Raw genomic sequence first — 24798 nt, 5'->3', positions numbered from 1 at the left:
CAGCCGGTCGGCGACCTCCGGTCCGGCCGGGCCGAGCGCGGCCAGCGTGCCGACCGCTCCGCCGAGCTGTGCCGGCAGCGCCGTCCGGGCCGCCACCAGTCGGTCCCGGGCATCGAGGAGGCCGACCAGCCAGCCGGCGGCCTTGAGCCCGAACGTGGTCGGTGCGGCCGCCTGGCCGAGCGTGCGGGCCAGCAGAACGGTGTCCCGGTGCCCGCCGGCGTGCCCGGCTGCGGCGGCGATCGCGGCGTCGAGCTGGCGCAGCATCGGACCGATGGCCCGGACAGCCACCAGCACGAGCCCGGTGTCCAGCACGTCCTGGCTGGTCGCGCCGTGGTGCACCCAGGGCCGGGCGTCGGCCGGCACCGCGGCGGTGAGCTGGCGGACCAGCGGAACCACCGGGTTGCCGGCGGCGTCGGCCGCCGCGCCGAGCGCCGCGAGGTCGAATCGCTCGACCCGGCACTGCGCCGCGATCGCCTCGGCGGCGGACACCGGCAGCACGCCGCACTCGGCCTCGGCCTCGGCGAGGGCGCGCTCCATGTCGAGCATCGCCCGCAGCAGCGCCGGGTCGGCGAGTTCCGCGTCCACCTCGGCGGTGCCGAACAGTCCGGAGAGGAGCCCGCCGGCCGGCGCCCCCGTCGAGGTGCCCGGCGGCGTGTCCGCCGACCGTGACACGTCGTCAGAGCGCGGCACGTCGTCAGACCGCGGCACGTCGTCAGACCGCGAAGAAGACGGTTTCATCCGTACCCTGCAGGTGGATGTCGAGCCGGCACCCGTCGGGTGCCGGGCTCGCCACGAGGGTGGCCCGGCGGGCCGGGTCGACGCTCCCGAGCACCGGGTCGGCCGCGTTGGCCGCCTCCTCGTCGGGAAAGTAGAGCCGGGTCACCAGCCGGTGCAGCAGGCCACGGGCGAAGATGGACAGGTTGAGGTGCGGCGCCTCGGGAACGCCGTCCGGACCGGGCAGGGAACCGGGCTTCACGGTACGGATCCCGTACCGACCGTCGACGTCGGTGGCGCTGCGGCCGAAGCCCCGGAAGCCGGGTACGTCCGACGGGCGGGCGCCGCGCGGATCGTCGGGATGGTCGAACCGGCCGTCCGGGTCCGCCTGCCAGGTTTCCACCAGCGCGTCCGGCACCGGCGCACCGGCACCGTCGAAGATCTGGCCACGGATCCAGATCGCCCCGGGGGTGCCGTCCGGCACGACCTCCGGTCCGTCTGGCCAGAGCAGCCCGATGTGCAGGTACGGCCCGACCGTCTGGGCGGGCGTGGAGCCGAGCGTCGGCGTCGTGCCGAGAGCCGGCGTCGGGTCGGACCGTTCAGTCATCGTCGTCGCCATCCTCGAACGGGGTGGCCTCCCGGCCGCGCAGCACAATGTCGAACTCGAAGCCGAGCGCCCACTCCGGCTCGGTCACCGCGTGGTCGTAGCGGGAGACGAGCCGCTCCCGGGCGAGCGGGTCGCGGACGGAGTTGAAGATCGGGTCCTGGAAGAAGAGCGGGTCACCGGGGAAGTACATCTGGGTCACCAGCCGCTGGGTGAACGCCCGGCCGAAGAGGGAGAAGTGGATGTGCGCCGGCCGCCAGGCGTTGGGGTGGTTCCGCCAGGGGTACGCACCCGGCTGCACGGTGACGAAGCGGTAGTGGCCGTCGCCGTCGGTCATCGCCCGCCCGACCCCGGTGAAGTTGGGGTCCAGCGGTGCCGGCCAGTTGTCGCCCGCGTGCCGGTACCGGCCGGCGGCATTCGGTTGCCAGATCTCCACCAGCGTGTCCGGCACCGGTCGGCCGTTCCCGTCGAGGACCCGGCCGTGCACGATGATCCGCTGTCCGAGCGGCTCCCCGTCGTGCTGCCGGGTCAGGTCGTGGTCCAGTTCGCCGAGCCGGCCGGTGCCGAGCAGCGGTCCGGTGATCTCGGTCAGCCGGTGTGGCAGCAGGGCCAACGGCTGCCGTGGCGCGCGCAGGTTCGTCGACCCGTAGTCGGGGTGCAGCATCGGCGGGTGCGTGTCCGGATCGTCGTGCCGGTACCGGGGCAGCACGAGTCCGCCGGGCCGGACCGGATCGCCGGGACCGCTTCCGGACCCGGTGGATCGGAGATGGTCGGTGGTCATGGCCGTCCTTCCCGTCAGGCTGCTTCCAGGACGACGGCCAGGCCCTGGCCGACGCCGATGCAGATCGCGGCGAGACCCAGCCCACCGCCTCGGCGGTGCAGTTGCCAGGCCAGCGAGCCGAGGATGCGCGATCCGGACGAGCCGAGCGGGTGGCCGAGGGCGATCGCACCGCCGCGCGGATTCACGATCTCCGGATCAAGATCTTTCCACTCGGCGAGGCAGGCCAGCGACTGGGCCGCGAACGCCTCGTTGAGTTCGACCACGGCAAGGTCCGACCAGCCGACACCGGCGCGGCGCAGTGCCTCCTCGGCGGCCCGTACCGGTCCGATCCCGAACAGCTGCGGCTCGATCCCGACGACCGCCCGGGAGACGATCCGGGCCAACGGGATCCGGCCGGCGGCCTCGGCACCGGCCTCGTCGGCGAGCAGTAGGGCGCTCGCTCCGTCGCTCAGCGGCGAGGAGTTGCCGGCGGTCACCGTGCCGTCCGGGCGGAACACCGGCTTGAGCCGGGCGAGCGCCTCGACGGTGGTGGTCGGCCGCATGCTCTCGTCGGACTCCAGGTCGGTGCCGGGAACGACGCTGACCTCGTCGGCGTACACCCCGTCGGCCCAGGCCCGGGCCGCGCGCCGCTGACTGCGGGCCGCGAACGCGTCCTGTTCGGCCCGGGAGATCCCGTACCGGTCCACCAGGATCTCCGCGCACTCGCCGAGCGGTACGGTCCACTCGGCCGGCATCGTCGGGTTGACCATCCGCCAGCCGAGGGTGGTGGAGTGCAACGTCTCGGGCCCGCGCGGAAAGCCCGCCTCCGGCTTCGGCAGCACCCACGGAGCCCGGCTCATCGACTCGACGCCACCGGCGACACAGATCGAGGCGTCCCCGAGCGCGACCGCCCGGGCGGCGCCGATCACCGCCTCCAGGCCGGAGCCGCAGAGCCGGTTCACGGTCGCGCCGGGCACCGACGGCGGCAGGCCGGCGAGGAGTACGGCCATCCGCGCCACGTCCCGGTTCTCCTCCCCGGCGCCGTTGGCGTTGCCGAGCAGTACGTCGTCGATCCGGGCCGGGTCGAGGTCGGGGCTGCGCCGGACCACCTCCCGGAGCACGTGTGCGGCGAGGTCGTCGGGACGGACCCCGGACAGGCCGCCGCCGTACCGCCCCATCGGGGTTCGGACGGCGTCGAGGACGTAGACGTCGTTGGTCACCACTTCTCCTTACTGCTTACTGCCAGGACCATCCGCCCCCTCGTCGCGCCCGGTCCGCCGACCGCGACCCGTTCGATATGCGGACTACCGTGCTTATGTCGAACGTAATCCCCGGCCCCCTGATCCGTCAACGGAGGCCCCGGCCCGCGCGTCCCGGCGCCCCCAGGGCGTTGCCGAGAAGTTGCGGGGCCCTTGTTGACGTGAACTCGCTCACTGTGCCAACGTTCCAAATGAGAACATTCGTTCGGCTAGCGACCACCAACACCCCTCAAGGCTCCAGCGGAGCCACCCAGCCCGGTCCCGACAGGACCGCCGGACGCCGGGAGACCCCATGCGCCGTCTCGCCGCCACCACCACCGCCCTCGTCACCCTCTTCGCCGTCGCCGCCTGCGGCTCCTCATCCGACGACACGCCTTCGGGCGGATCCGGCGGCCTGGACAAGGTCAAGGTCGGCGCGATCCCCATCATCGACGTCGCCCCACTGCACCTCGGCAAGGCGAAGGGCTTCTTCCGGGAACAGAACATCGAGATCGAGGTAATCAACACGACCGGTGGCTCCGTCGCCGTCACCGGCGTGGTCAGCGGCCAGTTCGACTTCGCCTTCGGCAACGTCGTGTCACTGATCCAGGCCCACTCGCAGAACATCCCGGTCAAGGCGGTCACCGTCGGCAACGCCTCCACCGGCAAGCCCGGCGAGGACTTCGGCGGCGTCGTGGTGCCACCGGACAGCCCGATCAAGGACGCGGCCGGCCTGGCCGGCAAGAACATCGCGATCAACAACCTGAACAACATCACCGACACCACCACCCGGGCGTCGATCCGCAAGGCCGGCGGCGACGCCTCGAACATCAAGTGGACCGAACTGCCCTTCCCGGAGATGCCGGCGGCGGTGATGAGCAAGCGGGTCGACGCCGCGATGGTCGTCGAACCGTTCTTCACCATCGCGCAGAACCAGGGCGCCCGGGTCGTCGCCTACAACTTCGCCGAGGCCATCCCCAACATGACGGTGGCCGCGTACTTCGCCACCGAGCAGACCATCTCCCAGAAGGCCGACCTCACCGGCCGGTTCAAGACCGCGATGGACAAGTCGCTGAAGTACGCGCAGGAGCACCCGGACGAGGCCCGGCAGGTACTCCAGACGTACACGAAGATCGACCCTGCCGTGGCCGCGAAGATCGTCCTGCCGGCCTGGCCCGCCGAGATCAACCGCGAGTCGGTGCAGACCCTGGCCGACCTGATGGTGAGCGACGGGCTGATCAAAGAGAAGGTTGACGTGGCGGACATCCTCCCGTGACGCCAGCGGCCACCGTACCGCCGCCCGCCGCGACCGCACCGGTACCCGCCGGTCGGTCCGGCGGGACCGGGCCGCGCGGCGGCAACGCGCTGCTCGGGCTGCTCGGCTTCGCCACCTTCCTGGCGGTGCTCGAGGTGGTACCGCGCAGCGGGCTCGTCTCGGCGAACTACCTTCCGCCGACCAGCCGGATCGCCGGAGCCCTGGCCGAACTGCTGGGCGAGGGCCGGTTCTGGACCGCCGTCGCCGACACGCTGCGAGGCTGGTTCCTGGGCCTGGCGATCGCGGTCGCCCTCGGCGTCGTGGTGGGGTTCGTCCTCGGCACCGTGCCCGTGCTGCGCGAGTTCACCGCCTCGACGATCGAGTTCCTCCGGCCGATCCCCTCGGTGGCACTGATCCCGCTCGCCGTACTGCTGTTCGGCAGCGAGCTGGGTTCCGTGCTGCTCCTGGTGGTCTACGCCGCGTTCTGGCAGGTCCTCGTCCAGGTGCTGTACGGCGTACGGGACGTCGATCCGGTCGCCCGGGACACCGCGTACACCTTCGGGTTGAGCCGCTGGACCCGGATCCGGCACCTGCTCTGGCCGACGGCCCTGCCGTACCTGCTCACCGGGATCCGGCTGGCCGCCGCGGTGGCCCTGATCCTGGCCATCACCGCTGAACTGATCATCGGCGCACCCGGGCTGGGCAACGAGATCAATCGCGCGCAGTCCGGCGGCGCCGTCGACTCGATGTACGCCCTGATCATCGTCACCGGGCTGCTCGGAGTCGCGGTCAACGGGCTCGCCCGCCGCCTGGAACGCGCGGTGCTCTCCTGGCATCCGTCCGTACGCGGCGAGGAGACGCCGTGAGTGCGAGGAGTGAGCCGGGTCTGCGAGCCCCGCAGTCACGAACGAAGGATGACCCATGAGTGCGCATTCGACGGTACGGCCCGGACGCCGCTCCCCCGGCGCGGCCGTCGGCACCGTGGCACGGGTACTCCGGTGGATCGCCGCCGTCCTCGGCCTGCCGGTCGCCCTGCTCGCCCTCTGGTGGGTGCTCTCCGCCGACAGCGAGACGTTCTACCTGCCGCCGCTCGCCGAGATCCTGGCCGCCTTCGACGACGTCTGGCTGCGCAGCGACCGACTCCGGGCCGACGTACTGCCGAGCCTGCTCCGGCTCTCGGCCGGGTTCGGACTCGCGGTCGTTCTCGGCGTCGGACTGGGCGTACTGATCGGATCGTTCCGGCGGGTCCGGGCGTTCTGCGAACCGGTGCTGGAGTTCCTCCGGGCGGTCCCGCCGCCGGTGCTGGTACCGGTGCTGATGCTCTTCGCCGGGTTCGGCAACACGATGAAGGTGCTGGTGGTCCTCTCCGGCTGTGTCTGGCCGATCCTGCTCAACACGGTCGAGGGGGTGCGGGCGGTCGACGAGGTGCTGACCGACACCTGCCGCTGTTACGGCATCCGCGGCCCGGCCCGGCTCTGGCACCTGGTCGTCCGGTCCGCCTCGCCGCAGATCGTCACCGGCCTCCGGCAGGCCCTGTCGGTGGGCATCATCCTGATGGTGATCAGCGAGATGTTCGCCGCGAACAACGGGCTGGGCTTCAGCATCATCCAGTTCCAGCGGACCTTCGCGGTCACCAACATGTGGACCGGCATCCTGCTGCTGGGCCTGCTCGGTTTCCTGCTCGCCGTACTGCTGCGGCTCTTCGAGCGGCGGGCCCTGCACTGGTACTCCGGCCTACGGCAGTTCCAACGAAACGATGGGCACCGATGAACGCGACAGGTATCTCCCCGGACGGCGCCGGGCCGCTGCTCGACGTCCGCGCGCTCCGCAAGGTGTACACCGGACGCAACCGGTCGGTCGAGGCGGTCCGGGACCTCACCTTCTCCGTCGGCGCCGGTGACCTCGTCTGTGTGGTCGGCCCGTCCGGCGCCGGCAAGACCACCCTGCTCCGGTGCATCGCCGGGCTGCTCGCACCGACCTCCGGTGAAGTCGTGCTGGAGGGCGCCGCCGTGCAGGGGCCGCCACCGGGCATGGCCGTGGTCTTCCAGGAGTACGGCCGCAGCCTGTTCCCGTGGATGACCGTGCAGCAGAACGTGGAGCTGCCGCTGAAGCAGAAGAAGCTGCCCCGCGCCCGCCGCCTGGAGCTGGTCCGGAACTCGCTGGACGCGGTCGGTCTCGGCGACGTGCCGGCGGCCTACCCCTGGCAGCTCTCCGGTGGCATGCAGCAGCGGGTGGCGCTGGCCCGCGCGGTGGCGTACGAGCCGCACATCCTGTTGATGGACGAGCCGTTCGCCGCGGTAGACGCGCAGACGCGGGCGGACCTCGAGGACCTGGTCCGGTCGTTGTGGCAGCGGCTCGGCGTGACGATCCTGTTCGTCACCCACGACATCGACGAGGCGGTCTACCTCGGCCAGCGGGTGCTGGTGCTCTCCTCCTCGCCGACCGTGGTGCTGGACGACGTCGCGATCGACCTGCCGGCCGAGCGTGACCAGCTCGGTACCCGGTCCTCGGCGCGGTTCGCGGAGCTGCGGGCTCAGGTGTTCGGGCAGGTCCAGCGCGCCAAGCACCAGTCCGGCGCACCGGACCACCAGTCCGGCGCGCAGGGGCAGCCGGCCGGATCCCGGCCGGCGGACACCGGTACCGGGCCGGAGACGACGGAGGATCGGCAGCCGACCGACGCGGGAAGCCGATGACCACGGTCCGGGCCGCCACGCTGGGCGTACTGCGGCAGTGCGGGGTGGACCGGGTGTTCGGCAATCCCGGGTCGACCGAGATACCGTTCCTCGCCGACCTGCCCGACGACCTGACGTTCGTCCTCGGCCTGCACGAGGGATCCGTGGTCGGGATGGCCACCGGGTACGCGCTCGCCACCGGAGTGCCGGCGGTGGTCAACCTGCACACCACGGCGGGGCTCGGCAACGCGGTCGGGGCCCTGGCCACCGCGCGGGTCAGCCGTGCACCGCTGGTCGTCCTGGTCGGGCAGCAGGATCGCCGACATCTGGCCGAGGAGCCGTTCCTCGCCGGCCGGCTGGACCAGCTCGCCGGCCCGTACCCGGTCTGGCTGGACCAGCCGGTGCGGGCCCAGGACGTGCCGGCTGCGGTACGGCGGGCCTGGCACGAGGCCGCCGCGCACCGTGGCCCGGCGATCGTGGTGGTGCCGATGGACGACTGGACCGTCGAGGTCGACCCCGGTCTCGGCCTGGCCGCGCCGGTCACGGTACGGCCGGCGGGGTACGCGCCCGGCCCGGCCGTCGACGAGGTGGCCGGGCTGCTCGACGCGGCCACCTCCCCGGTGCTGGTCGTCGGGGCCGGGGCGGACGACCGGGCCAGTTGGGACGCGCTGGTCGACCTGGTGGACCGGATCGGGGCACCGGTCTGGCAGGAGGCGTTCGGGGCCCGGGCCGGTTTTCCGCAGGACCATCCCCGGTTCGCGGGTCACCTGCCGGCGAACCGGACCCGACTGCGCTCGGTGCTGGCCGGGCACGACCTGGCCCTGGTCGTCGGGACCGCCGCCTTCCGGCAGTACGTCTACGAGTCCGGCCCGCTGCTGCCGGACGGCCTGGCCGTGGTGGTCGTCTCGGCCGACCCGGACGAGTTGCACCGCAGCCGCGCCGCACTCGCGGTACGGGCCGATCCGGCGACTTTCTGCGCCGCACTCGCGGGCCGGGTGGCGCCACGGGACCGGCCGGTGCTGCCCCGGCGTGCCGCGCCGGTGGCGGAACCGCCGCCCGGAGGCGGCGAGCCGATGCGGGCGACGCAGGTCTTCGCCGCACTCGCGGAGCGGCTACCCGCCGACGTCGTACTGGTCGAGGAGACCCCCTCGTCGCGGCCCGACCTGCAACGGCTGCTGCCGGCCCGCGCGCCACGCGGTTTCGTCTCCGCGGCAATGGGCGGCCTCGGCTTCGGCCTGCCCGCCGCGGCCGGGCTGCGCCTCGGCGACCCCAGCCGGCCGGTGGTCGCGGTACTCGGCGACGGTTCCTCGCTGTACGCGATCCAGGGACTGTGGAGCGCGGCCCGGTACGCCTGCGGCGTGCTGTACGTGGTGTTGTCCAACGGCCGTTACGCGGTCATGGACCAGCTCACCGAGCGGTTCGGCGGCACTCCGCCCTGGCCGGCGTTCGAGGAGGTCGACGTGCACGGGCTGGCCCGGTCGTTCGGCTGCCCGTCCCGCCGGATCCGGACCCACGCCGAACTGGTCGCCGTGCTGGACGAGGTGGTTCCGACCCTCGCCGACCGGACCGAACCGCTGCTGCTCGACGTGCCGGTGAGTTCCGTTCGGCACGCCAAGACCTGACCCCGCTCGGCGTCGCCGCCGCGGCGCACCACCACCCCAAGGAGGATTGCGTGACTTTTCTCGATTCGACCACCTGGCACGGCAGGGTCTACAGCGACGGCTGGGTCCGGGCCGATGGTGGCGACGCGGCCGTACTCGAGCCGGCCACCGGCGAGGAGATCGGCCGCACCGGGATCGCCAATGCCGCCGACATCACCCGGGCCGCGGCCCACGCCGCTCAGGCGCAGCGCGACTGGGCCGCCACCAGCTACGACAAGCGGGCCGCGGTGCTGCGCCGGGCCGGGCGGCTGTGGGAGGAGCACGCCGCCGAGATCGGCGACTGGATCGTCCGGGAGACCGGCTCGGTGCCGCCCAAGGCGACGCTGGAGACGGATACGGCCGCCCAGGAGTGCTACGAGGCGGCCGCGCTCGCCTCGCACCCGCTCGGCGAGATCATCCAGAGCGCGCAGCCCCGGCTCAGCCTGGCCCGCCGGCTGCCGGTCGGGGTGGTCGGGGTGATCTCCCCGTTCAACGTGCCGATCATCCTCGGCATCCGCTCGGTCGCCCCGGCCCTCGCCCTGGGCAACGCGGTGGTGCTCAAGCCCGATCCGCGTACCGCCGTGACCGGCGGGGTCGCGATCGCCCGGATCTTCGAGGAGGCCGGGCTGCCACCGGGCGTGCTGCACGTGCTGCCCGGCGGACCCGACGCGGGAGAGGCGCTGGTCGCCGACCCGCACGTGCGCCTGATCAGCTTCACCGGTTCGACCGCCGCCGGACGGCAGGTCGGGCAGGCCGCCGCCCGCCATCTCAAGCGGGTGCTGCTGGAACTCGGCGGCAACTCGGCGCTGGTCGTCCTCGACGACGCCGACCTGGACCTGGCCGTCTCGGCCGGCGCGTGGGGCTCGTTCCTGCACCAGGGCCAGATCTGCATGACCACCGGCCGGCACCTGGTGCACGAGTCGCTGGCCGAGGAGTACATCGGCCGGCTGGCCGAGAAGGCGGACCACCTGCCGGTCGGCAACCCGGCCCGGGAACACGTGGCACTCGGCCCGATCATCGACGAACGGCAGCGGGACAAGATCCACTCTCTGGTCACCGGCAGCGTCGACGCCGGAGCGACGCTGGTCGCCGGTGGGACGTACGAGGATCTGTTCTACCGGCCGACGGTGCTCTCCGGGATCACCCCGGCCACCCCGGCGTACGCGCACGAGGTCTTCGGCCCGGTCGCGCCGGTGCTCAGCTTCGGCGACCTCGACGAGGCGGCGAAGCTGGCCGCCGACAGCGAGTACGGCCTGTCGCTGGGCATCCTCAGCCGCGACGTGATGAAGGCGATGGCGTTCGCCGAACGGGTGCCGAGCGGCATCGTGCACATCAACGACCAGACGGTCAGCGACGAGGCCGTCGCCCCGTTCGGCGGGGTCGCCGGCTCCGGCAACGGACCCCGGCTCGGCGGTCCGGCGGCCAACCTCGCCGCGTTCACCGAGACCCAGTGGGTCACCGTGCAGGGCGACATCACGAGGTACCCGTTCTGAACCCCGAAACCCGCAGTTCCGGTGCGACGCCGGCCGGCCGTACCCCCGTGGTCGCCCCGGCCGACGTCGCACCGGGCGGTCGGCCAGGACTGTCCCGGGGCGGTTGGCTGACGCTGCTCGGCATCGTCCTGCTGGCGCTGAACCTGCGCGCGGCGATCGCCGCCGTACCGCCACTGCTACCCGATCTCCAGGTCGACCTCGATCTCGGCCGTGGCGCGGCCGGACTGCTCACCACCCTGCCGGTCCTCTGCTTCGGCCTGCTCTCCCCGCTGGCCGCGCTCCTCGGCCGCCGGATCGGCATCGAACTGGCGCTGCTCGGCGCGATGCTCGGAATCGTCGCAGGAAGTCTGACCCGGACCCTGCCGCACGCCGGATGGCTGTTCGCCGGGACGGCGATCATCGGAGCCGGGATCACCGTCGGCAACGTGCTCGTGCCCAGCGCGGTCAAGCAGCACTTCCCCGGCCGACCCGGGCTGGCCACCGGGCTCAGCACCGCCTCGCTGACCACCGGGGCGACCCTGGCCGCGGCGGTCAGCGCGCCCCTGGCGTACGGCGCGGGGCTGGGCTGGCGGGGGTCGCTGCTCGCCCTGGGCGGCCTCGCCATCGTCGCGGTGCTCGGCTGGCTTCCCCAACTACGCCGCCGGCACCGTGCCCTTGCACCGACCATGGGCGGCGACCGGCACGGCAGCATCATGCGCTCCCCCGTGACCTGGCAGTTGGCCGTCTTCATGGGCACCCAGTCGATGCTCTACTACGCGATGCTGACCTGGCTGCCCAGCCTGCTGCGGGACCAGGGCGTCGACCCGACCCGCGCGGGTGGGGCACTGGCGCTGTTCAACCTGCTCGGCATCGGCACCGCGCTGCTGGTTCCCACGCTCGCGGTGCGGCGCGGCGACCAGCGCGGGCTGGCGCTGGTGGTCTGCGCGGGGTGGATTGTCGGCCTGCTCGGGCTGCTCACCCTGCCGTCGCTCTATCCGCTCTGGACCTCGGTCGCCGGGCTCGCCCAGGGTGCCGCGATCAGCCTGACCCTGACCCTGCTCGTGCTGCGGGCCCGGACGCCCGGGTCGGCACGGGAGCTGTCCGGCGCCGTGCAGTCGGTCGGCTACCTGCTGGGTGCCACCGGTCCGGTGCTGGTCGGTTGGCTGCGTGACCTGTCCACCGGCTGGGGCGTACCGCTCGCCGCGCTGACGGTGGTGACGCTGGCAATGGCGCTGAGCGCGCTCGGCGCGGGCCGGAACCGGCAGGTGTGATGGGCCGGGAGCGGCGGTGATGATTCGGAAAGTCGGCATCTCAGGGAGGAAGCGATGCGTACCCAGGTCGGGATCGTCGGGGCGGGGCCGGCCGGCCTTCTGCTGTCGCACCTGCTGCACCGCAGCGGCATCGACTCGGTGGTGCTGGAACGGCGCAGCCGGGAGTACGTGGAGCACCGGGTCCGGGCCGGTGTACTGGAGCAGGGTTCTGTCGACCTGCTCCGGCGTACCGGTCTCGGGGATCGGCTGGACCGCGAGGGACTGCGGCACGAGGGCATCGAGTTGCGCTTCGGCGGGACGGCGCACCGGGTCGCGATGACCGAACTGACCGGGCGGGCGATCACCGTCTACGGGCAGCAGGAGGTGGTGAAGGACCTGATCGCGGCCCGTACGGCGGCCGGTGGTGAACTCCGGTTCGAGGTCGAGGACGTACGCCTTGCCGGGCTCGACCGGGCCTCGCCGGTGATCCGGTACCGGCACCAGGGGCGCGAGGAGGAGTTGCACTGCGATTTCGTCGCCGGCTGCGACGGTTCGCACGGGGTGAGCCGGAGCGCGGTGCCGCCCGGTGTCCTGACCGAGTACGAGCGGCAGTACCCGTTCGCCTGGCTGGGCGTACTCGCTGCCGCCGCACCGGCGGCCGAGGAACTCATCTATGCGCACCACGACCGGGGGTTCGCGCTGCACAGCATGCGCTCGCCGGAGATATCCCGGCTCTACCTACAGGTCGAACCGGACACCGACATCGCCGACTGGCCGGACGACCGGATCTGGTCGGAGCTGCGGACCCGGCTGGAGACGGTGCCGGGCTGGTCACTGAACACCGGGCCGATCCTGGAGAAGAGCGTCACCGGGATGCGGAGTCTCGTGGTGGAGCCGATGCGCTGGGAGCGGTTGTTCCTGGCCGGCGACGCGGTGCACATCGTGCCGCCGACGGGCGCGAAGGGGATGAACCTGGCGCTGGCCGACGTCGCGCTGCTCGGCGACGCGTTCGCCGCCTGGTACCAGGAGGGCCGGGACGATCTGCTGACGGGTTACTCCGACACCGCGCTCCGCCGGGTCTGGCGGGCCCAGCACTTCTCCTGGTGGATGACCTCACTGCTGCACCGGTTGGAGACCCAGGACCCGTACGAGGCGAAGCTACAGATCTCCACCCTGCACTACCTCACCTCGTCCCGGGCGTACGCCACCAGCCTGGCGGAGAACTACGTCGGGCTCGCCGAGGTGTGAGCCCGACGGCGCACACCGGGTCCCGTCCGTTCTGCGCCGATCAGTGGACGGGACCCGGTGCGTACCGGTGGGCGGAGGGGTTAACTCGCGGGCGCGGCCACCCGGTCGGTGGTCTCGGCCACGGCACGGTCCCGGCGGCGGTTGAGCGTGCCGTCGAGCGACCAGCGTCCGGCGCCGAGCACGGCGACCAGCAGGAAGGACCAGCAGAACAGTGCGGCCGTTTCGCCGCCGTTGTTCAGCGGCAACAGCCCGTCCGGTTGGTGCACGACGAAGTAGGCGTACGCCATCGAGCCGGAGCAGATCACGGCCGCGATCCGGGTGCTCAGGCCGACCAGCACGAGCAGCCCGCCCACGAACTGGATGACGGCGGCGTACCATCCTGGCCAGGTGCCGAGCGGGATCGCCTCACCGCTGCCGCGATTGCCGCCGAAGACTCCGAACAGGGAGGCGGCACCGTGCAGCGCGAACAACAGGCCGAGCACCACTCGGAACAGCGTCGTGACGAGGTCGGCGAGTTTGGCATTGGTCATGGGACACTCCTTGCGACTGGCAGGGCTGACTATTGGGTCCCACGGCAACGCCACGTTATCCAGTGACATTGACGGATGTCAATAGCATTCCATTCCTGCCAGACAGGTGCCTCCCTACCGACCGAATCGACTAATCTCCGGCGACCTGGATCGCCACCTCGAATCGCCGGGAGGCGGGCCCATCCGCTTCCCAGCCCCGTCGCAGCCCGAGGCGTACGTTGGTACGCCCCGGCCCGACGACGGTGAACCGCAACTGCCTGGTCCCGCCTCCACCCAACCCCGCCCGGTCCGGCCGGAAGCTGTCCCCGGCCGGCGCCAGCACCTCGGAATCGACCGCATCGAGGTGCCAGCGGAAACCCGAACTCGGCGTCTCGGGAAGCAGGACGACCACGAGGTCACCGGGCGACGGGCAGTACGACCGCCCGCCGTCGGACTCGGTCAACTCGAGATTCGCCATTCCCCGGCCCACCTCGGAGTCCTACGACAGAAAGCGATTGATCCGATCAATGCGGCAACTCGACCGCGCAGCACGCCTCGCCCTGATCCTGAAGCAGGCCGTCGAAGTCGCTGCGCTTCATCTTGAATCGGCCGCCCTGACCCCAGCCCGAACCCCAGGAATTCTGGAAGAGATAGGCGTCCTCATCCGCAATCCGGTCGAGCATCAAATAGCAGTGTCCGCCGGCGCCCGCCCCGGTTGGTCTGACGAATCCATTCTCGTCCGGGTCGAACATGTCGTTCGTCCACTGGGTGCCCACCACGATCGACCCCTGACTGTCGATCCATTCGTCGATTTCGGCGAGCGTGTGCGCGAACGCGAAGGCGGCGAGCCGGCCCCGCTCCCGCACCGCCAACGCCCCGGACCGGACGAACGAGCCGTTCTCCGCGCCCGGCTCGCCGTCGATCACCTTGCACTCGTAGTAGAGCGCGTGCCCGTCGGCGTTCTGGTAGGTGCCCGCGACCGGCATGGCGTCGACCCAGCCCGCCCAGCCGAACCCCACGCAGTGCCCGGTCTGTCCCTGGTCGAGCTGGGTGGTCAGCTCCCAGGCCGGTGCCGTGTCGCTCGTCGTGACGGGCTCGCGCTGGGTCCGCAGCCACCGCCAGAAGACCAGGTACGACCGCCAGTCCGAGAAGTACGACGTGTCGGTCAGCACCTGTTCGATCGTCATCTGACGGATCGACTCGGGCGGCTCCGCGATCTCCAGCAGACGTGGAATGTCCCAGTCCCGCGCGTCCGGCTGGTACAGCCGGCCGAGCAACTGCGGACCGGGTGCCTCGTTCGCGCTCGTCTCCGGCGGATCCACCGCGAAACGTCTGTCCTGCTCCATCTACTCGCCTTCGACCGGGCCCTCGCGGGCGGGGTGGGAGGCGGCCGTCGCGGGTCATAACCCACGCCAGGCCCGGAGCGGCCCGCCCCCGCACCGCCCGCACGGGTCGGGGGCGGGCCGCTCCGCGTCGAGGCCGCCGCGTCACCCATTGTGCGCTCCCGGGGCAATCCTCCGGGTCCGATCCGTCGATCGAACCGAGACGCATTCACGACAGGACGCGGATCGCCACCGGGCCGGAAATCAGTCGACCGACAGGTCGGCGCAGCCCGCCTCGTCCGGCAGCAGCGGACGCAGGCTGACCAGCCAACGCTTGCCGCCGGAGGTCCACGGCGTACGGGCGTTCGCCTTGGCCGCCGCACCGAGCAGCGCCGTCGCCTCGGCACCGCGTACGTCGACACAGCCCTGGTCGAGGCCGGTCGACGGCGGCGACCCCGGCAGGGCCGGGCCGGGCCAGGCGACCTCGGGCGGAGCGGCGATCCCGTTGTCGTCGGCCTGCCACGGGATCGCCACTGCGGCCACCGCCTCAGCCTGGTACGGCTTCGCCGCTTCGACCACGTCCGGCCCCAGCGTCCCGGCCAGGTCGGTGAGTACGGTGATCAGCTTCTGTAGCTCCGTCCGCGCGTTACGCTGCGCCTCGGTCAGCCCGCCCGCGCCCTGGCCGCCCTCGGACAGCGCGTACGCCTCCAGGACCTCCGTACCGGTCGCGGACGACACGGTGATCCGGGTCGACGGCATGTCAGTGACGGACGGCCGGCCGAGATCGACGGCGGAGCCGACACCGGCGGCCCTGGCCTGCCCGATCAGCCGGTCGACCTCGTCGAGCGGAATGCGCTGCTGCTGGAGGTTCGGCAGTGCCGGGCCGGGATAGATGGCGATCTGCGGACCCTCCGTGATGACCCGCCCGTCGGCGTAGATCGTCACGATCGGCACCCGGGTCAGCCGGGCGGCCGACGCCACGAACCCGCCGACGTGCTCCACCCGGAGCATCACGCCGTTCGGGTCGGCCGGGCCGGAATCGCCGCCCGAGCCGCCGGGCCCGTCGTCGCCCGACCCACTGCCGTCCCGGGCACAGGCCGCAGCCAGCAGAAGCACCACGCCGACACAGATTATCCGGACACCTCGCCACGTTCTCATGCCAATCAGACGGGCCAGAGCCCCGGTCGGTTCCGGGTCACCAACGCGCACTGATGGCCACATGGAGTCCGCCAGCTAGCGAACAAATTCCGATACCCAGGGTGAGGCAGGGAACTCGTCGAAACGTGAAAGGCCCGTCGCTGTCTCTGCTCCGGAGTCAGGACGTGTCAGGTCCGGTCCCCGATCCAGGCCGCTTCGAGGATCGCGGTCAGGCTGGCGGTGTCGGTCGGGCCCGGATGGTTCTGGATCAAACGGGTGACGCCACCGGCCATCTCCGCGAAGCGCGGAAGGTCGGCGCGCGCCACGCCGATGTCCGCCAAGGTGGTAGGGATGCCGATGTCGGCAAGGAGCCCGTCGAGCCAGGTGAGGAACGTATCCGCGGCCTCGGCATCCGAGGCGTCGGTCACGTCGAGCCCGCACACCCCGGCGAGGATGGCCAACCGGTCGCCGATGGCATCCCTGGCCGCGTCCAGCGCGTAGGGCAGCAGCAGCCCGACGCCCAGGCCGTGCGGCGTGTGGGTGGCTGCGCCGATGGGGTACTGGAGGGCGTGCGGAGCCGCGTTGCCGGCGTGGGAAAACGCGAGCCCGGCGAGCATCGACCCGTAGGACATGTCCGCTCGCGCGTCCTTGTCGCCTCCGTCCCTGACGACCTGGGGCAAGCTGCGGGCGATCCGCTCCGCGGCCAGGAGCGCGTAGTGATCGGTGATCGGGTTGCGGCCGAGGAAGACCTGCTCCACCGGGTCGCGCGGTCCGTGGGCCCGGGGTCGCGCGGTGTAGCTCTCCACCGCGTGACAGAACGCGTCGATGCCGGAGTGGGCAGTGACGGTCGCCGGGCAGGTGTAGGTGAGTTCGGGGTCGACGATGGCGAAGTCGGGCACGATGTGGACGCTGGAGACCCCCACCTTCAGCTCCCGGTCCGGGTCGGTCAGCACCGAGACGGGCGTGAGCTCGGAGCCGGTGCCTGACGTCGTCGGCACCGCGACGAGAGGAATCGTCGGCCCCGGCACCTTCGACTCGCCGTAGAAGTCGCGCGGCGTCCCACCGTGGCGCCGGATGACGCCGACGATTTTGGCGAGGTCGATCACCGTGCCACCCCCGATGGCGAGGATCACGTCGGCGTCCACCTCTGCGGCGACCGAGACGGCCAGGGCGACATCGGCGAGTGGCACGTCCGGAGTCGCGTCGGCGAACACCCCGACGACTTCGACCTTCTCCCGCACGGCGGCCACGATCTCGGCCACGCCCGGCTGCCCCAGAAGAACCCGGTCGGTCACGATGAGGACTCGCGAGCCACACTCGGCCACCACTCGTGGGATGTTCTGCGCGACCCCTTCGCCCACTATCAGCTGGCGTGGTCCGCGGACGGTCTCAAGCATGTCAGTACCTCTCTGGAACGTCGGCGGTGATGTGCCGGGCGGACGTCCAGGTCACCTGCGAAACCGGGACGGCGTCGGCAAGGTTGGCTGCCGGGTGGCGCAGGCACGCACGCCCGGCTCCCAGACTCGGTCGTGCCCGGGCGTCCTCGGGTCCATCGCGGGTTCGTGCCGACCATGGCCGGTTTCCGCCCCACGGGTGGAGGCCGGTCAGGTCATGTGTGCACCGGGCGCGGTGATCCTCGGCGGGCACCCTGAGCAGCAGGCCGGTCACGGTAGGTCGATCGCCGCGTAGGTGACGTCGAGGTACTCAAGGATGCCCTCGTGCGACCCCTCCTTGCCGATCCCGGACTGCTTCACGCCTCCGAACGGAGCCGACGGGTCCGAGATCAGACCACGGTTGATGCCGAGCATCCCCGTCTCCAGCCCCTCGGTGAACCGGAGCGCCCGCTGGAGGTCACGGGTGAAGACGTATCCGACCAGGCCGTGCTCGGTGTCGTTGGCCTTCGCCATTACCTCGTCGTCGGACGTGAACGAGATGATCGGCGCCACCGGGCCGAAGATCTCCGCCTCCAGCATCCGCGCGTCTTCGGGCACGTCGACGAGGACCGTAGGCGGGTAGAAGTGGCCCGGCCCATCCGGACGCTCGCCGCCCACCAGGACACGGGCGCCGCGATTGACCGCGTCGGCGACGAGCTCGTCGATCCTGGTGACCGAGGCCTCGTCGATCAACGCCCCGACGTCCACGCCGTCGTCGAGACCATGGCCCACCGAGAGCGCGCCCATCCGCTCGGCGAAGCGCGCCGTGAACTCCTCGCGCACCGGCTCCTCGACGTAGATTCGGTTGGCCGCGATGCAGGACTCCCCGATGTTGCGCATCTTGGCCACCATGGCACCGTCGAGCGCGACGTCCAGGTCAGCGTCGGCACACACGATCAAGGCCGCGTTGCCGCCCAGTTCCATGGAGGTGCGCAGCACGTTGTCCGCCGCCTGTCGTAGCAGCACGCGCCCGACCTCGGTCGACCCGGTGAACGAAAGCTTGCGGGTCCGACGGTCGGCTAGCAGTGCTGAGACCACCTCGCCGGAACGCTTGGTCGTCACCACGTTGACGACGCCCGGGGGAACGCCGGCCTCCTCCATGATGCGGGCCAGGAACAGCATGGTGAGTGGCGTCTGGGCCGCTGGCTTGGTGATCGTCGTGCAGCCCGCCGCCAGCGCAGGAGCGATCTTGCGGGCACCCATGGCCAACGGAAAGTTCCAGGGCGTCACGAAGACGCACGGTCCGACCGGCTTCGGCACGGTGAGGATGCGATATCCACCAGCGGGAGCGGTGTTGTAGCGCCCCTCGACGCGTACCGCCTCCTCGGCGAACCAACGGAAGAACTCGGCACCGTAGGCCACCTCTGCCCGAGCCTCGGCGAGCGGCTTGCCCATCTCGAGCGTTATCAGCCGGGCGACCTCCTCGGATCGCTCGGTCAGTGCCCGGTACGTCGCGGTCAACAACTCTGACCGTTTTCGCGGCGGGGTCGCCGCCCACTCCGCCATTGCCTTGCTCGCCACGTCCAGAGCGGCGAGCCCGTCAACGACGCCGGCGTCCGCCACCTCGGCGATGGTCTTGCCGGTGGCCGGGTCCTCGACGGCAAAGGTGGCTCCGCCGGCGGCGTCGCGCCAGGCGTCGCCAATCCGGAGCCGCCGGTGCTCGGGAGCCAGGACGTTCATCGGGTCACTCATTGCGTCGCCTCCTCTGATGTTCTGGTGATGTCCAGCGCGACCTCGGCGATCGCGCCACGCGCGTTGACGAACGGGTCTCCCGACCTCGTCGGGGTCGAGGTTGCCGAGCGGGTCGAACGTGGCCTTGGCCCTGGCCCAAGGGCGACGTCCCGCGCCACCGATCGCCTTCTCGGGCCATGGCCGTCTCAGCGTCGTCAGGCCGTGCTCACCGTTGACGGTCCGCCGAGGCTCGATTGCCACGTGCGGGCGCATGTTGCCGTCGCCGCCCCGCGCGGTTACCTCCCGGCCTCGGACAGCGCCAGCCCGGTGTCCGCATCGAACAGGTGCGCACGGTCCAGGTCGACCGTGACAAGCAGCCGCTCGCCCGGCGTACCGGTGACGGTGGGTCGTGCCTTGACCTTGAGGATCTCCGTCCCCACTCGGACGTCGACCACCGTTCGGTCACCGAGCGGCTCAAGCCCGTAGAGCTCACCCGACAACGACGCGTTCCCACGCTGCTCGACGGACAGGTCCTCGGCGCGCAGGCCCAGCACCAGCGGACGACCGTCCTGCGCCGTGGTCCAGCGGGGCCGCGGCAGCGTCCAGCCATCCGCCCCGACCAGGCGATCTCCCTCGGCGTGGCAGGCGAGCAGGCTGATCGGCGGGCTCCCGACGAAGCCTGCGACCCACTGGTTGGCTGGACGCTCGTACACCTCGAGTGGCGTTCCGACCTGTTGCACCTTCCCCTCCCTGAGGACCGCGACCTGGTCGGCCATGGACAGGGCCTCGACCTGGTCGTTGGTCACGTAGACGAAGGTTGCCCCGAGGCTCCGGTGGATGCGGGTGAGCTCGGTTCGCATCTCGACGCGGAGCTTGAGGTCGAGGTTCGTCAGCGGCTCGTCCATGAGAAACGCGCGCGGGCTACGGACCAGCGCCCGGGCCAGGGCGACACGCTGCATCTCACCGCCCGACAACTGCGCGGGACGACGCTGCAGCAGACGTTCGATGTGCAGCAGGCTCGACATCTGCTCGACGGCAGCGGCGATCTCACTCGAGGAACAGCGGCGTGCCCGCAGCGGCGAAGCGATGTTCTCGTACACCGTGTGTCGCGGGTAGAGGGCGTAGCTCTGGAAGACCATGGCCAGGTCGCGTGCGGCCGGGGCGTCACCGGTCGCGTCCCTTCCGTCCAGATGCACCGACCCGGCGTCAAGCTTCTCCAGGCCGGCGATCGCTCGCAGGGTCGTCGTCTTGCCTGCCCCCGACGGCCCGAGCACGACGAAGAACGAGCCGTCCGGCACGTCCAGCGTCACCCCGTCCAGGGCCTGGACTTTACCGAAGGACTTGCACAGCCCGTGCGCTGCCACGGTTCCCATCAGGCCACCAGCTCTTCCGTGCTCACGTCGTAGACCGCCGGGGTCCCGCCGGTGTGCCGTAGTCCGACCGGTGCGTCAGCGGCGAAACGGACAGTCGGTGGCATCCGAACCCGTACGTCGCGCTGGCCGCTGTGGTCGACCACGTAGATGATCTCGTCGCCCAGCCACTCCGCCGAGACCACGCGGGCCGGGACCGACCGTTCCACCCCTGGTTCGGTGACTTCCAGCGCCTCCGGCCGGACGCCTGCGACCAGGCGACGGTCGCGCGGCAGGCCTGGCGGTGGCGGAAGGACCAGTCCGCCCTGACTGCGCAGGTTCCCGTCGGCCACCTCCACCTCGATGAGGTTCATCGGCGGGGAGCCGATGAACGCGGCGCAGAAAAGACTCGCCGGACGGTCGTAGACCTCCAGCGGCGTGCCGATCTGCTCGACGCGGCCCTTGTTGAGGATGGCGATTCGGTGACCGAGCGACATCGCCTCGACCTGGTCGTGGGTGACGTAGACCATCGTCGCCCCCAGTTCCCCCTGCAGGTGCTTGATCTCCGTGCGCATGTCCGCCCTCAACTCCGCGTCCAGATTGGTGAGGGGTTCGTCCATGAGGAATGCGCGCGGTCGTCGCACCAGGGCGCGAGCAAGCGCGACGCGCTGCTGCTCCCCGCCGGACAGCTGGCGCGGTCGCCGGTCCAGGAGCGGACCAAGCCGCATCAGCCGGGCGGCTTCGTTGACCCGCTCGCGTACCTCCGGCTTGGGCAGCCCCTCGGCCCGTAGTGGGAACGCCAGGTTGTCGCGGGTTTTCAGATGCGGGTAGAGGGCATAGAACTGGAACACCATGGCGATGTCCCGCTCGGCGGGCGGCAGGTCGTTGACCAGCGTGTCGCCGATGCGGATGTCGCCCGTCGTCTGCCTCTCCAGACCGGCTATGGCCCGCAGCGTGGTCGTCTTGCCGCAACCCGAAGGGCCGAGCATCACGAACAGCTCGCCGTCGCCGATGGACAGGTCCACGTGATCAACTGCGACCGTCCCGTCCGGGTAGCGCTTGTGCAGGGCGGTCACCTCGATGCCGGCCATCAGCGTCGCACCGCCCCGAGCGTCACACCGGCGACGAGGTGCTTGCGCACCAGGTAGGCGAAGACGAGCACCGGTAGGGCGAACACCACGGAGGCAGCGGCCACGAGACCCCAGTCCACGGTGGTGCCCCCGATGAGGCCGGCGATGGCGGGTGGGGCCGTCCGCACGGTGTCGCTGGAGGTGAGGAAGATGGCGAACACGAACTCGTTCCACGAGAAGATGAGTGCGAAGACCGCCGTCGCGGCGATGCCGGGCACGAGCAGGGGCAGGGTATATCGCCAGAACGCTTGCAAACGGGTGTAGCCGTCGAGCATCGCGGCCTCCTCGTACTCCGCGGGCACCTCGTCGACGAATCCCTTCATCATCCAGATCGTGAACGGGACGTTGAACGCGGCGTAGATGAGGATCAGGCCGAGCTTGGTGTCGATGAGTCCGACCTGGCGGTACATGAGGAAGATCGGGACCACGACCACCACGGGCGGCATGAAACGGGTGGACAGGATGAAGAACAGTTGGTCCTTCTTGGCCTTCACGGCGAAGCGTGAGTAGGCCCAGGCCGCCGGGACCCCCAGCACGGTGGACAGCACCGTGGAGACCCCGGCGACCACGACGGAGTTGAGGAACGAGACGGACAAGGCCGAGCGACCGCCGCCCGGGGCGACGAACACGTCCTTGAAATGGTCCATGGTGACCGTGAAGCCGAAGAACTTGGCCGGGATGGCGTAGACGTCCCGGTTCTCCTTGATGGACGTCTCGATCATCCACAGCACCGGAAAGAGCATCACGACGGCCAGTACGGTCAGCAGCGCGACCTCCAGCACGGAGCGGCCCCGGCCGCCAAGGCGGCGCGCGGAGGGCGTGTGATCCCGGGCGGGACCTGTGGACACGGCCTCGTCGATGGAGACGCCCATCAGCCCTCCTTGAGCTTGTTCAAGTAGCGCAGGTAGAGCTGCGTGAGGACGATGACGACGAGGACCATGAGGATCCCGTACGCCGAGGCGGTTCCGGTGTTGAAGCCCAGGAACGCGACCTTGTAGACGTGGAACGACAACGTCTCGGTGGAGACACCCGGACCTCCGCTGGTGAGGATGTAGACGAGGTCGAACAGTCGGAAGGCCTCGATGGCCCTGAACAACACGGCGATGAGGAGCAGCGGCCACACCAGCGGAAGAGTGATGTTGCGGAACCGGAACCACTCGGACGCCCGGTCGATCGAGGCGGCCTCGTACAGGTACTTGGGAACCGCGGTAAGGCCCGCAAGTGCGATGAGCATGATGAACGGCGTCCATTGCCAGGTGTCGACAACGATCAGGGAAACCAATGCCGTTCGCTGCCGGGTGAGCCACTCCACCTGCCCCAGGCCGAGCGAGCCGAGCATGCTGTTGACCACGCCGAACTGCGCGTCGAGCATGAACCGCCAGAAAAGCCCGACCACGACCGGCGACAGCATCATCGGAACCAGGAACAGAGTGGTCAGCAGTCCTCGCCCGTGTGTGCGCCGTGAGATCAGGTAGGCGATGGCGAAACCGAGCACGGTCTGCAGGCCGACCGCGCCGATCACGTAGATCAACGTCGTCAAGGCCCTCTGGTGGACCTGCGCCGACGTCAGGATGGCGGTGTAGTTCCCGAACCAGATGAAATGGGCGGGCCCCCCGCGGGTGGCCGAGTAGTCGGTGAAAGACAGGTACAACGCCCACAGCAACGGGAACACCGACATTGCGAGCAACAGCAGCAGCGCGGGGGAGATGAAGGCCACCGCGAGCCCGCGGTCGCTCAGCCGGCGGGACCGACCCCGTGCAGGTGGCGTCGCGGACGCCACCTGCCCGGGGTGGTCGGTCGTCAGAGGGACGGGGTCACTCACAGTCCGCCGCCGCCCCTACGGCCGCTGGAGTCGAGCACGCTCTGCTGCTCCTTGGCGATGTCGTCGAGCGCTTCCTTCGGCTTCTTCGCGCCGTTGAGAGCCGCGTTCACGTTGGTGTTCTCAATGTTGACGAGGCGCGCGTACTCGGGCACGTTCCACATGTCCCGCATCCGCGGAACCGAGTCGGTGTACACCTGGTTGAACGGCCCGGCATTGAGGAACTCGGGCGACTGCAGGGCGTCCGTACGCGACGGCACGCCACCGGCCGCGGCCCACTTCTTCTGGATATCAGCCCGCTCGAACCACTCCATGAAGTTCAGGGCCTCCGCCTGGTTTGCCTCGGAGGAGTAGGCCGAGACGTGCATCCCCATACCGCCGAGAGGGACCAGGTTCGTCTTCTGGCTCGGCAGGGTGGCAAAACCCAGTTTGTCGAGAATCTGCTCCCGCGTGGTGCCGAGCGTCGACTGCTTCGGGTCGAGCAGGCCGCCGCTCGCGGCGATCCAGTTGAACGCGATGCATGCCTTGCCCTGGGCGACCGCCGCGTTCACCTCGTCGATGAACCAGTTGCCGGAGCCCTTCGCCGTCAGCGGCTTCATCTTGTTGACCAGGACGTCCATCGCCTCCTGGCCCGCGGCGTCGTTGATGACGCCCTCGATCTTGCGCGTCTTGGAGTCCCAGAGGTTGCCGCCGTAGACGCCGTTGACCGTGTTGTAGGTTACGGCCGCGGCGTCGGAGCCGTTGGCCTGGTGGAAAGCCAGCCCGCTGACGCCAGGGTTGTCCGCCTGGCACTTCTCGGCGGCTGAGATCATCTGGTCCCAGGTCTGCGGTGGCTTGTCGCCGATCAGGTCCTTGCGGTAGATCATCGTCCAGGTGTCGCCGAGCAGCGGCAGTCCGTACAGGCTGGCGTTTTCGTCGCGCTTGCCGGTCTCCGCCTGGGGGAACTGGCCGTAGGCCGCCAGGAGGTACGGGTTGTAGGCCGCGACGTCGATGTTCTTCTTGACGAAGTCGGTGATGTCGAGGATGTTGCCGTTCGTCACGGCCTCGCCGATGTGTTGCGAGTCCAGGATCGCGATGTCGAAGTCGGTCTTGTGCGCGGCGAACTGGGTGAACATCGCGTCGTGCCAGTTCGCGTTCGGCACGGTGTTGACCTTGATGGTCGCGTTCGGCCGCTCCTTCTTGTACTCCGCGTTCGCGAAGTCCTCCAGCGCGTGTGCGGGGGGCCAGTCGAACCAGATGAAGCTGAGGGTCAGCGGGTCCTTGGTGAGCTCCGGGATGGTCGCCGGCGCCTTGGGGGCGCTCGCCTCCGCGCCCTCGTCCTTGCCATCGCCGCAAGCCGCCACGGTCGTGGCCACCAGCAGCATGGCCGCCGTCGCCAGCTGCACCCTTCGACCGGGAACGGACAGTCGTCCTATTCGCTTTGGATACCGCATCTTCTTGCCTGCTTTCTGGATGGGGACTTCTAGAGCCTCGCTACGTGCCTCGCCGAGCAGTTGCTGGGTTGTTCAGGCGTGTTGCCGGGCTGTCGCGAGGGTCGACCCGCAGACCGGCGTCACGCGTACACCGCGAAGTGAT

Annotated in this window: 23 protein-coding genes; 8 read left to right on the top strand and 15 right to left on the bottom strand. The window is 70.5% G+C overall.

Translation table 11 applies throughout. The features are described from left to right. From I0C86_RS29615 to I0C86_RS29600, 4 genes are all read right to left on the bottom strand, one after another. On the bottom strand, nucleotides 1-690 hold a 690-nt coding region (locus I0C86_RS29615), incomplete at its 3' end, for a lyase family protein (protein WP_323373914.1). 22 nt (nucleotides 691-712) lie between these two features. Continuing rightward, entirely contained in the window at nucleotides 713-1321 is a 609-nt protein-coding gene (gene pcaG / locus I0C86_RS29610; RefSeq protein WP_196204600.1) for a protocatechuate 3,4-dioxygenase subunit alpha, read from the bottom strand. Beyond that, nucleotides 1314-2099, bottom strand: a complete 786-nt coding sequence (gene pcaH / locus I0C86_RS29605; protein WP_196204599.1) for a protocatechuate 3,4-dioxygenase subunit beta — start codon at nucleotides 2097-2099, stop codon at nucleotides 1314-1316. Before pcaH ends, pcaG begins: the two co-directional genes overlap by 8 nt. 14 nt (nucleotides 2100-2113) lie before the next feature. Next, complete coding sequence (locus tag I0C86_RS29600) at nucleotides 2114-3298, bottom strand: thiolase family protein (RefSeq protein WP_323373913.1); 1185 nt, start codon at nucleotides 3296-3298, stop codon at nucleotides 2114-2116. Between the two features lie 331 nt (nucleotides 3299-3629). On the opposite strand from I0C86_RS29600, the gene I0C86_RS29595 reads away from it, so the two are divergent. From I0C86_RS29595 to I0C86_RS29560, 8 genes are read left to right on the top strand one after another with little or no spacing between them, the layout of a single operon-like run. Further along, a complete protein-coding gene (locus I0C86_RS29595) occupies nucleotides 3630-4592 on the top strand; it encodes an ABC transporter substrate-binding protein (RefSeq protein ID WP_196204597.1) in 963 nt (320 codons plus the stop codon). Next, nucleotides 4589-5437, top strand: a complete 849-nt coding sequence (locus tag I0C86_RS29590; protein ID WP_196204596.1) for an ABC transporter permease — start codon at nucleotides 4589-4591, stop codon at nucleotides 5435-5437. The genes I0C86_RS29595 and I0C86_RS29590 overlap by 4 nt, the downstream gene beginning before the upstream one ends. Before the next feature lie 55 nt (nucleotides 5438-5492). After that, nucleotides 5493-6341 carry an ABC transporter permease gene (locus tag I0C86_RS29585; protein ID WP_196204595.1) on the top strand — a complete coding sequence of 283 codons (849 nt, stop codon included), beginning with the start codon at nucleotides 5493-5495 and terminating at the stop codon, nucleotides 6339-6341. After that, the gene (locus I0C86_RS29580; RefSeq protein WP_196204594.1) at nucleotides 6338-7264 is read left to right on the top strand and encodes an ABC transporter ATP-binding protein; all 927 of its coding nucleotides are present in this window, start codon (nucleotides 6338-6340) and stop codon (nucleotides 7262-7264) included. Before I0C86_RS29585 ends, I0C86_RS29580 begins: the two co-directional genes overlap by 4 nt. Continuing rightward, nucleotides 7261-8865: a thiamine pyrophosphate-binding protein gene (locus I0C86_RS29575; RefSeq protein ID WP_196204593.1), complete on the top strand. Its 1605-nt coding sequence runs from the start codon at nucleotides 7261-7263 to the stop codon at nucleotides 8863-8865. The genes I0C86_RS29580 and I0C86_RS29575 overlap by 4 nt, the downstream gene beginning before the upstream one ends. Before the next feature lie 50 nt (nucleotides 8866-8915). Next, nucleotides 8916-10376, top strand: coding sequence for a benzaldehyde dehydrogenase (locus I0C86_RS29570; protein WP_196204592.1), 1461 nt, complete (start codon nucleotides 8916-8918; stop codon nucleotides 10374-10376). Nucleotides 10377-10423: 47 nt separating this feature from the next. Then, on the top strand, nucleotides 10424-11626 hold the full coding sequence (locus I0C86_RS29565; protein ID WP_196204591.1) for a CynX/NimT family MFS transporter: 1203 nt from the start codon (nucleotides 10424-10426) through the stop codon (nucleotides 11624-11626). 54 nt (nucleotides 11627-11680) lie between these two features. Further along, nucleotides 11681-12853: a 4-hydroxybenzoate 3-monooxygenase gene (locus I0C86_RS29560; RefSeq protein WP_196204590.1), complete on the top strand. Its 1173-nt coding sequence runs from the start codon at nucleotides 11681-11683 to the stop codon at nucleotides 12851-12853. Nucleotides 12854-12933: 80 nt separating this feature from the next. On the opposite strand, the gene I0C86_RS29555 is transcribed toward I0C86_RS29560, so the two are convergent. The 11 genes from I0C86_RS29555 to I0C86_RS29505 all read right to left on the bottom strand — a co-directional run bounded on the left by I0C86_RS29555 (nucleotide 12934) and on the right by I0C86_RS29505 (nucleotide 24608). Beyond that, a complete protein-coding gene (locus I0C86_RS29555) occupies nucleotides 12934-13383 on the bottom strand; it encodes a DoxX family protein (protein ID WP_196204589.1) in 450 nt (149 codons plus the stop codon). Between the two features lie 130 nt (nucleotides 13384-13513). Further along, nucleotides 13514-13840: a protease inhibitor I42 family protein gene (locus tag I0C86_RS29550; protein WP_196204588.1), complete on the bottom strand. Its 327-nt coding sequence runs from the start codon at nucleotides 13838-13840 to the stop codon at nucleotides 13514-13516. A 46-nt stretch (nucleotides 13841-13886) separates the two neighbouring features. Continuing rightward, entirely contained in the window at nucleotides 13887-14708 is an 822-nt protein-coding gene (locus I0C86_RS29545) for a hypothetical protein (RefSeq protein WP_196204587.1), read from the bottom strand. Between the two features lie 240 nt (nucleotides 14709-14948). After that, nucleotides 14949-15803, bottom strand: coding sequence for a hypothetical protein (locus tag I0C86_RS29540; protein ID WP_323373912.1), 855 nt, complete (start codon nucleotides 15801-15803; stop codon nucleotides 14949-14951). A gap of 206 nt (nucleotides 15804-16009) precedes the next feature. Further along, on the bottom strand, nucleotides 16010-17218 hold the full coding sequence (locus I0C86_RS29535; protein ID WP_196204586.1) for an iron-containing alcohol dehydrogenase: 1209 nt from the start codon (nucleotides 17216-17218) through the stop codon (nucleotides 16010-16012). Between the two features lie 267 nt (nucleotides 17219-17485). Continuing rightward, nucleotides 17486-18946: an NAD-dependent succinate-semialdehyde dehydrogenase gene (locus I0C86_RS29530; protein ID WP_196204585.1), complete on the bottom strand. Its 1461-nt coding sequence runs from the start codon at nucleotides 18944-18946 to the stop codon at nucleotides 17486-17488. Nucleotides 18947-19221: 275 nt separating this feature from the next. Next, nucleotides 19222-20298, bottom strand: a complete 1077-nt coding sequence (locus I0C86_RS29525) for an ABC transporter ATP-binding protein (protein WP_196204584.1) — start codon at nucleotides 20296-20298, stop codon at nucleotides 19222-19224. Then, the gene (locus I0C86_RS29520; protein ID WP_196204583.1) at nucleotides 20298-21365 is read right to left on the bottom strand and encodes an ABC transporter ATP-binding protein; all 1068 of its coding nucleotides are present in this window, start codon (nucleotides 21363-21365) and stop codon (nucleotides 20298-20300) included. The genes I0C86_RS29525 and I0C86_RS29520 overlap by 1 nt, the downstream gene beginning before the upstream one ends. Then, nucleotides 21365-22276, bottom strand: a complete 912-nt coding sequence (locus I0C86_RS29515) for a carbohydrate ABC transporter permease (RefSeq protein WP_196204582.1) — start codon at nucleotides 22274-22276, stop codon at nucleotides 21365-21367. Before I0C86_RS29515 ends, I0C86_RS29520 begins: the two co-directional genes overlap by 1 nt. Next, nucleotides 22276-23121 (bottom strand): carbohydrate ABC transporter permease, encoded by an 846-nt coding sequence (locus tag I0C86_RS29510; RefSeq protein WP_323373911.1) that lies wholly within the window; start codon nucleotides 23119-23121, stop codon nucleotides 22276-22278. Before I0C86_RS29510 ends, I0C86_RS29515 begins: the two co-directional genes overlap by 1 nt. Before the next feature lie 101 nt (nucleotides 23122-23222). Further along, complete coding sequence (locus I0C86_RS29505) at nucleotides 23223-24608, bottom strand: extracellular solute-binding protein (RefSeq protein ID WP_323373910.1); 1386 nt, start codon at nucleotides 24606-24608, stop codon at nucleotides 23223-23225. Nucleotides 24609-24798 lie beyond the last annotated feature (190 nt).

This window comes from Plantactinospora alkalitolerans (genome assembly GCF_015690345.1).
GTDB classification, from domain to species: Bacteria; Actinomycetota; Actinomycetes; order Mycobacteriales; family Micromonosporaceae; genus Plantactinospora; species Plantactinospora alkalitolerans.
This window is presented reverse-complemented; position numbering and strand designations above follow the sequence as displayed.

Excerpts from the sequence above, each read along its gene's own strand:
- I0C86_RS29545 (WP_196204587.1), bottom strand. The coding sequence starts at position 14,708 with ATGGAGCAGGACAGACGTTTCGCGGTGGATCCGCCGGAGACGAGCGCG.
- I0C86_RS29520 (WP_196204583.1), bottom strand. The coding sequence starts at position 21,365 with ATGGCCGGCATCGAGGTGACCGCCCTGCACAAGCGCTACCCGGACGGG.
- I0C86_RS29595 (WP_196204597.1), top strand. The coding sequence starts at position 3,630 with ATGCGCCGTCTCGCCGCCACCACCACCGCCCTCGTCACCCTCTTCGCC.
- I0C86_RS29530 (WP_196204585.1), bottom strand. The coding sequence starts at position 18,946 with ATGAGTGACCCGATGAACGTCCTGGCTCCCGAGCACCGGCGGCTCCGG.
- I0C86_RS29560 (WP_196204590.1), top strand. The coding sequence starts at position 11,681 with ATGCGTACCCAGGTCGGGATCGTCGGGGCGGGGCCGGCCGGCCTTCTG.
- I0C86_RS29550 (WP_196204588.1), bottom strand. The coding sequence starts at position 13,840 with ATGGCGAATCTCGAGTTGACCGAGTCCGACGGCGGGCGGTCGTACTGC.
- I0C86_RS29555 (WP_196204589.1), bottom strand. The coding sequence starts at position 13,383 with ATGACCAATGCCAAACTCGCCGACCTCGTCACGACGCTGTTCCGAGTG.
- I0C86_RS29515 (WP_196204582.1), bottom strand. The coding sequence starts at position 22,276 with ATGGGCGTCTCCATCGACGAGGCCGTGTCCACAGGTCCCGCCCGGGAT.
- I0C86_RS29535 (WP_196204586.1), bottom strand. The coding sequence starts at position 17,218 with ATGCTTGAGACCGTCCGCGGACCACGCCAGCTGATAGTGGGCGAAGGG.
- pcaG (WP_196204600.1), bottom strand. The coding sequence starts at position 1,321 with ATGACTGAACGGTCCGACCCGACGCCGGCTCTCGGCACGACGCCGACG.
- I0C86_RS29585 (WP_196204595.1), top strand. The coding sequence starts at position 5,493 with ATGAGTGCGCATTCGACGGTACGGCCCGGACGCCGCTCCCCCGGCGCG.
- I0C86_RS29525 (WP_196204584.1), bottom strand. The coding sequence starts at position 20,298 with ATGGGAACCGTGGCAGCGCACGGGCTGTGCAAGTCCTTCGGTAAAGTC.
- pcaH (WP_196204599.1), bottom strand. The coding sequence starts at position 2,099 with ATGACCACCGACCATCTCCGATCCACCGGGTCCGGAAGCGGTCCCGGC.
- I0C86_RS29575 (WP_196204593.1), top strand. The coding sequence starts at position 7,261 with ATGACCACGGTCCGGGCCGCCACGCTGGGCGTACTGCGGCAGTGCGGG.
- I0C86_RS29580 (WP_196204594.1), top strand. The coding sequence starts at position 6,338 with ATGAACGCGACAGGTATCTCCCCGGACGGCGCCGGGCCGCTGCTCGAC.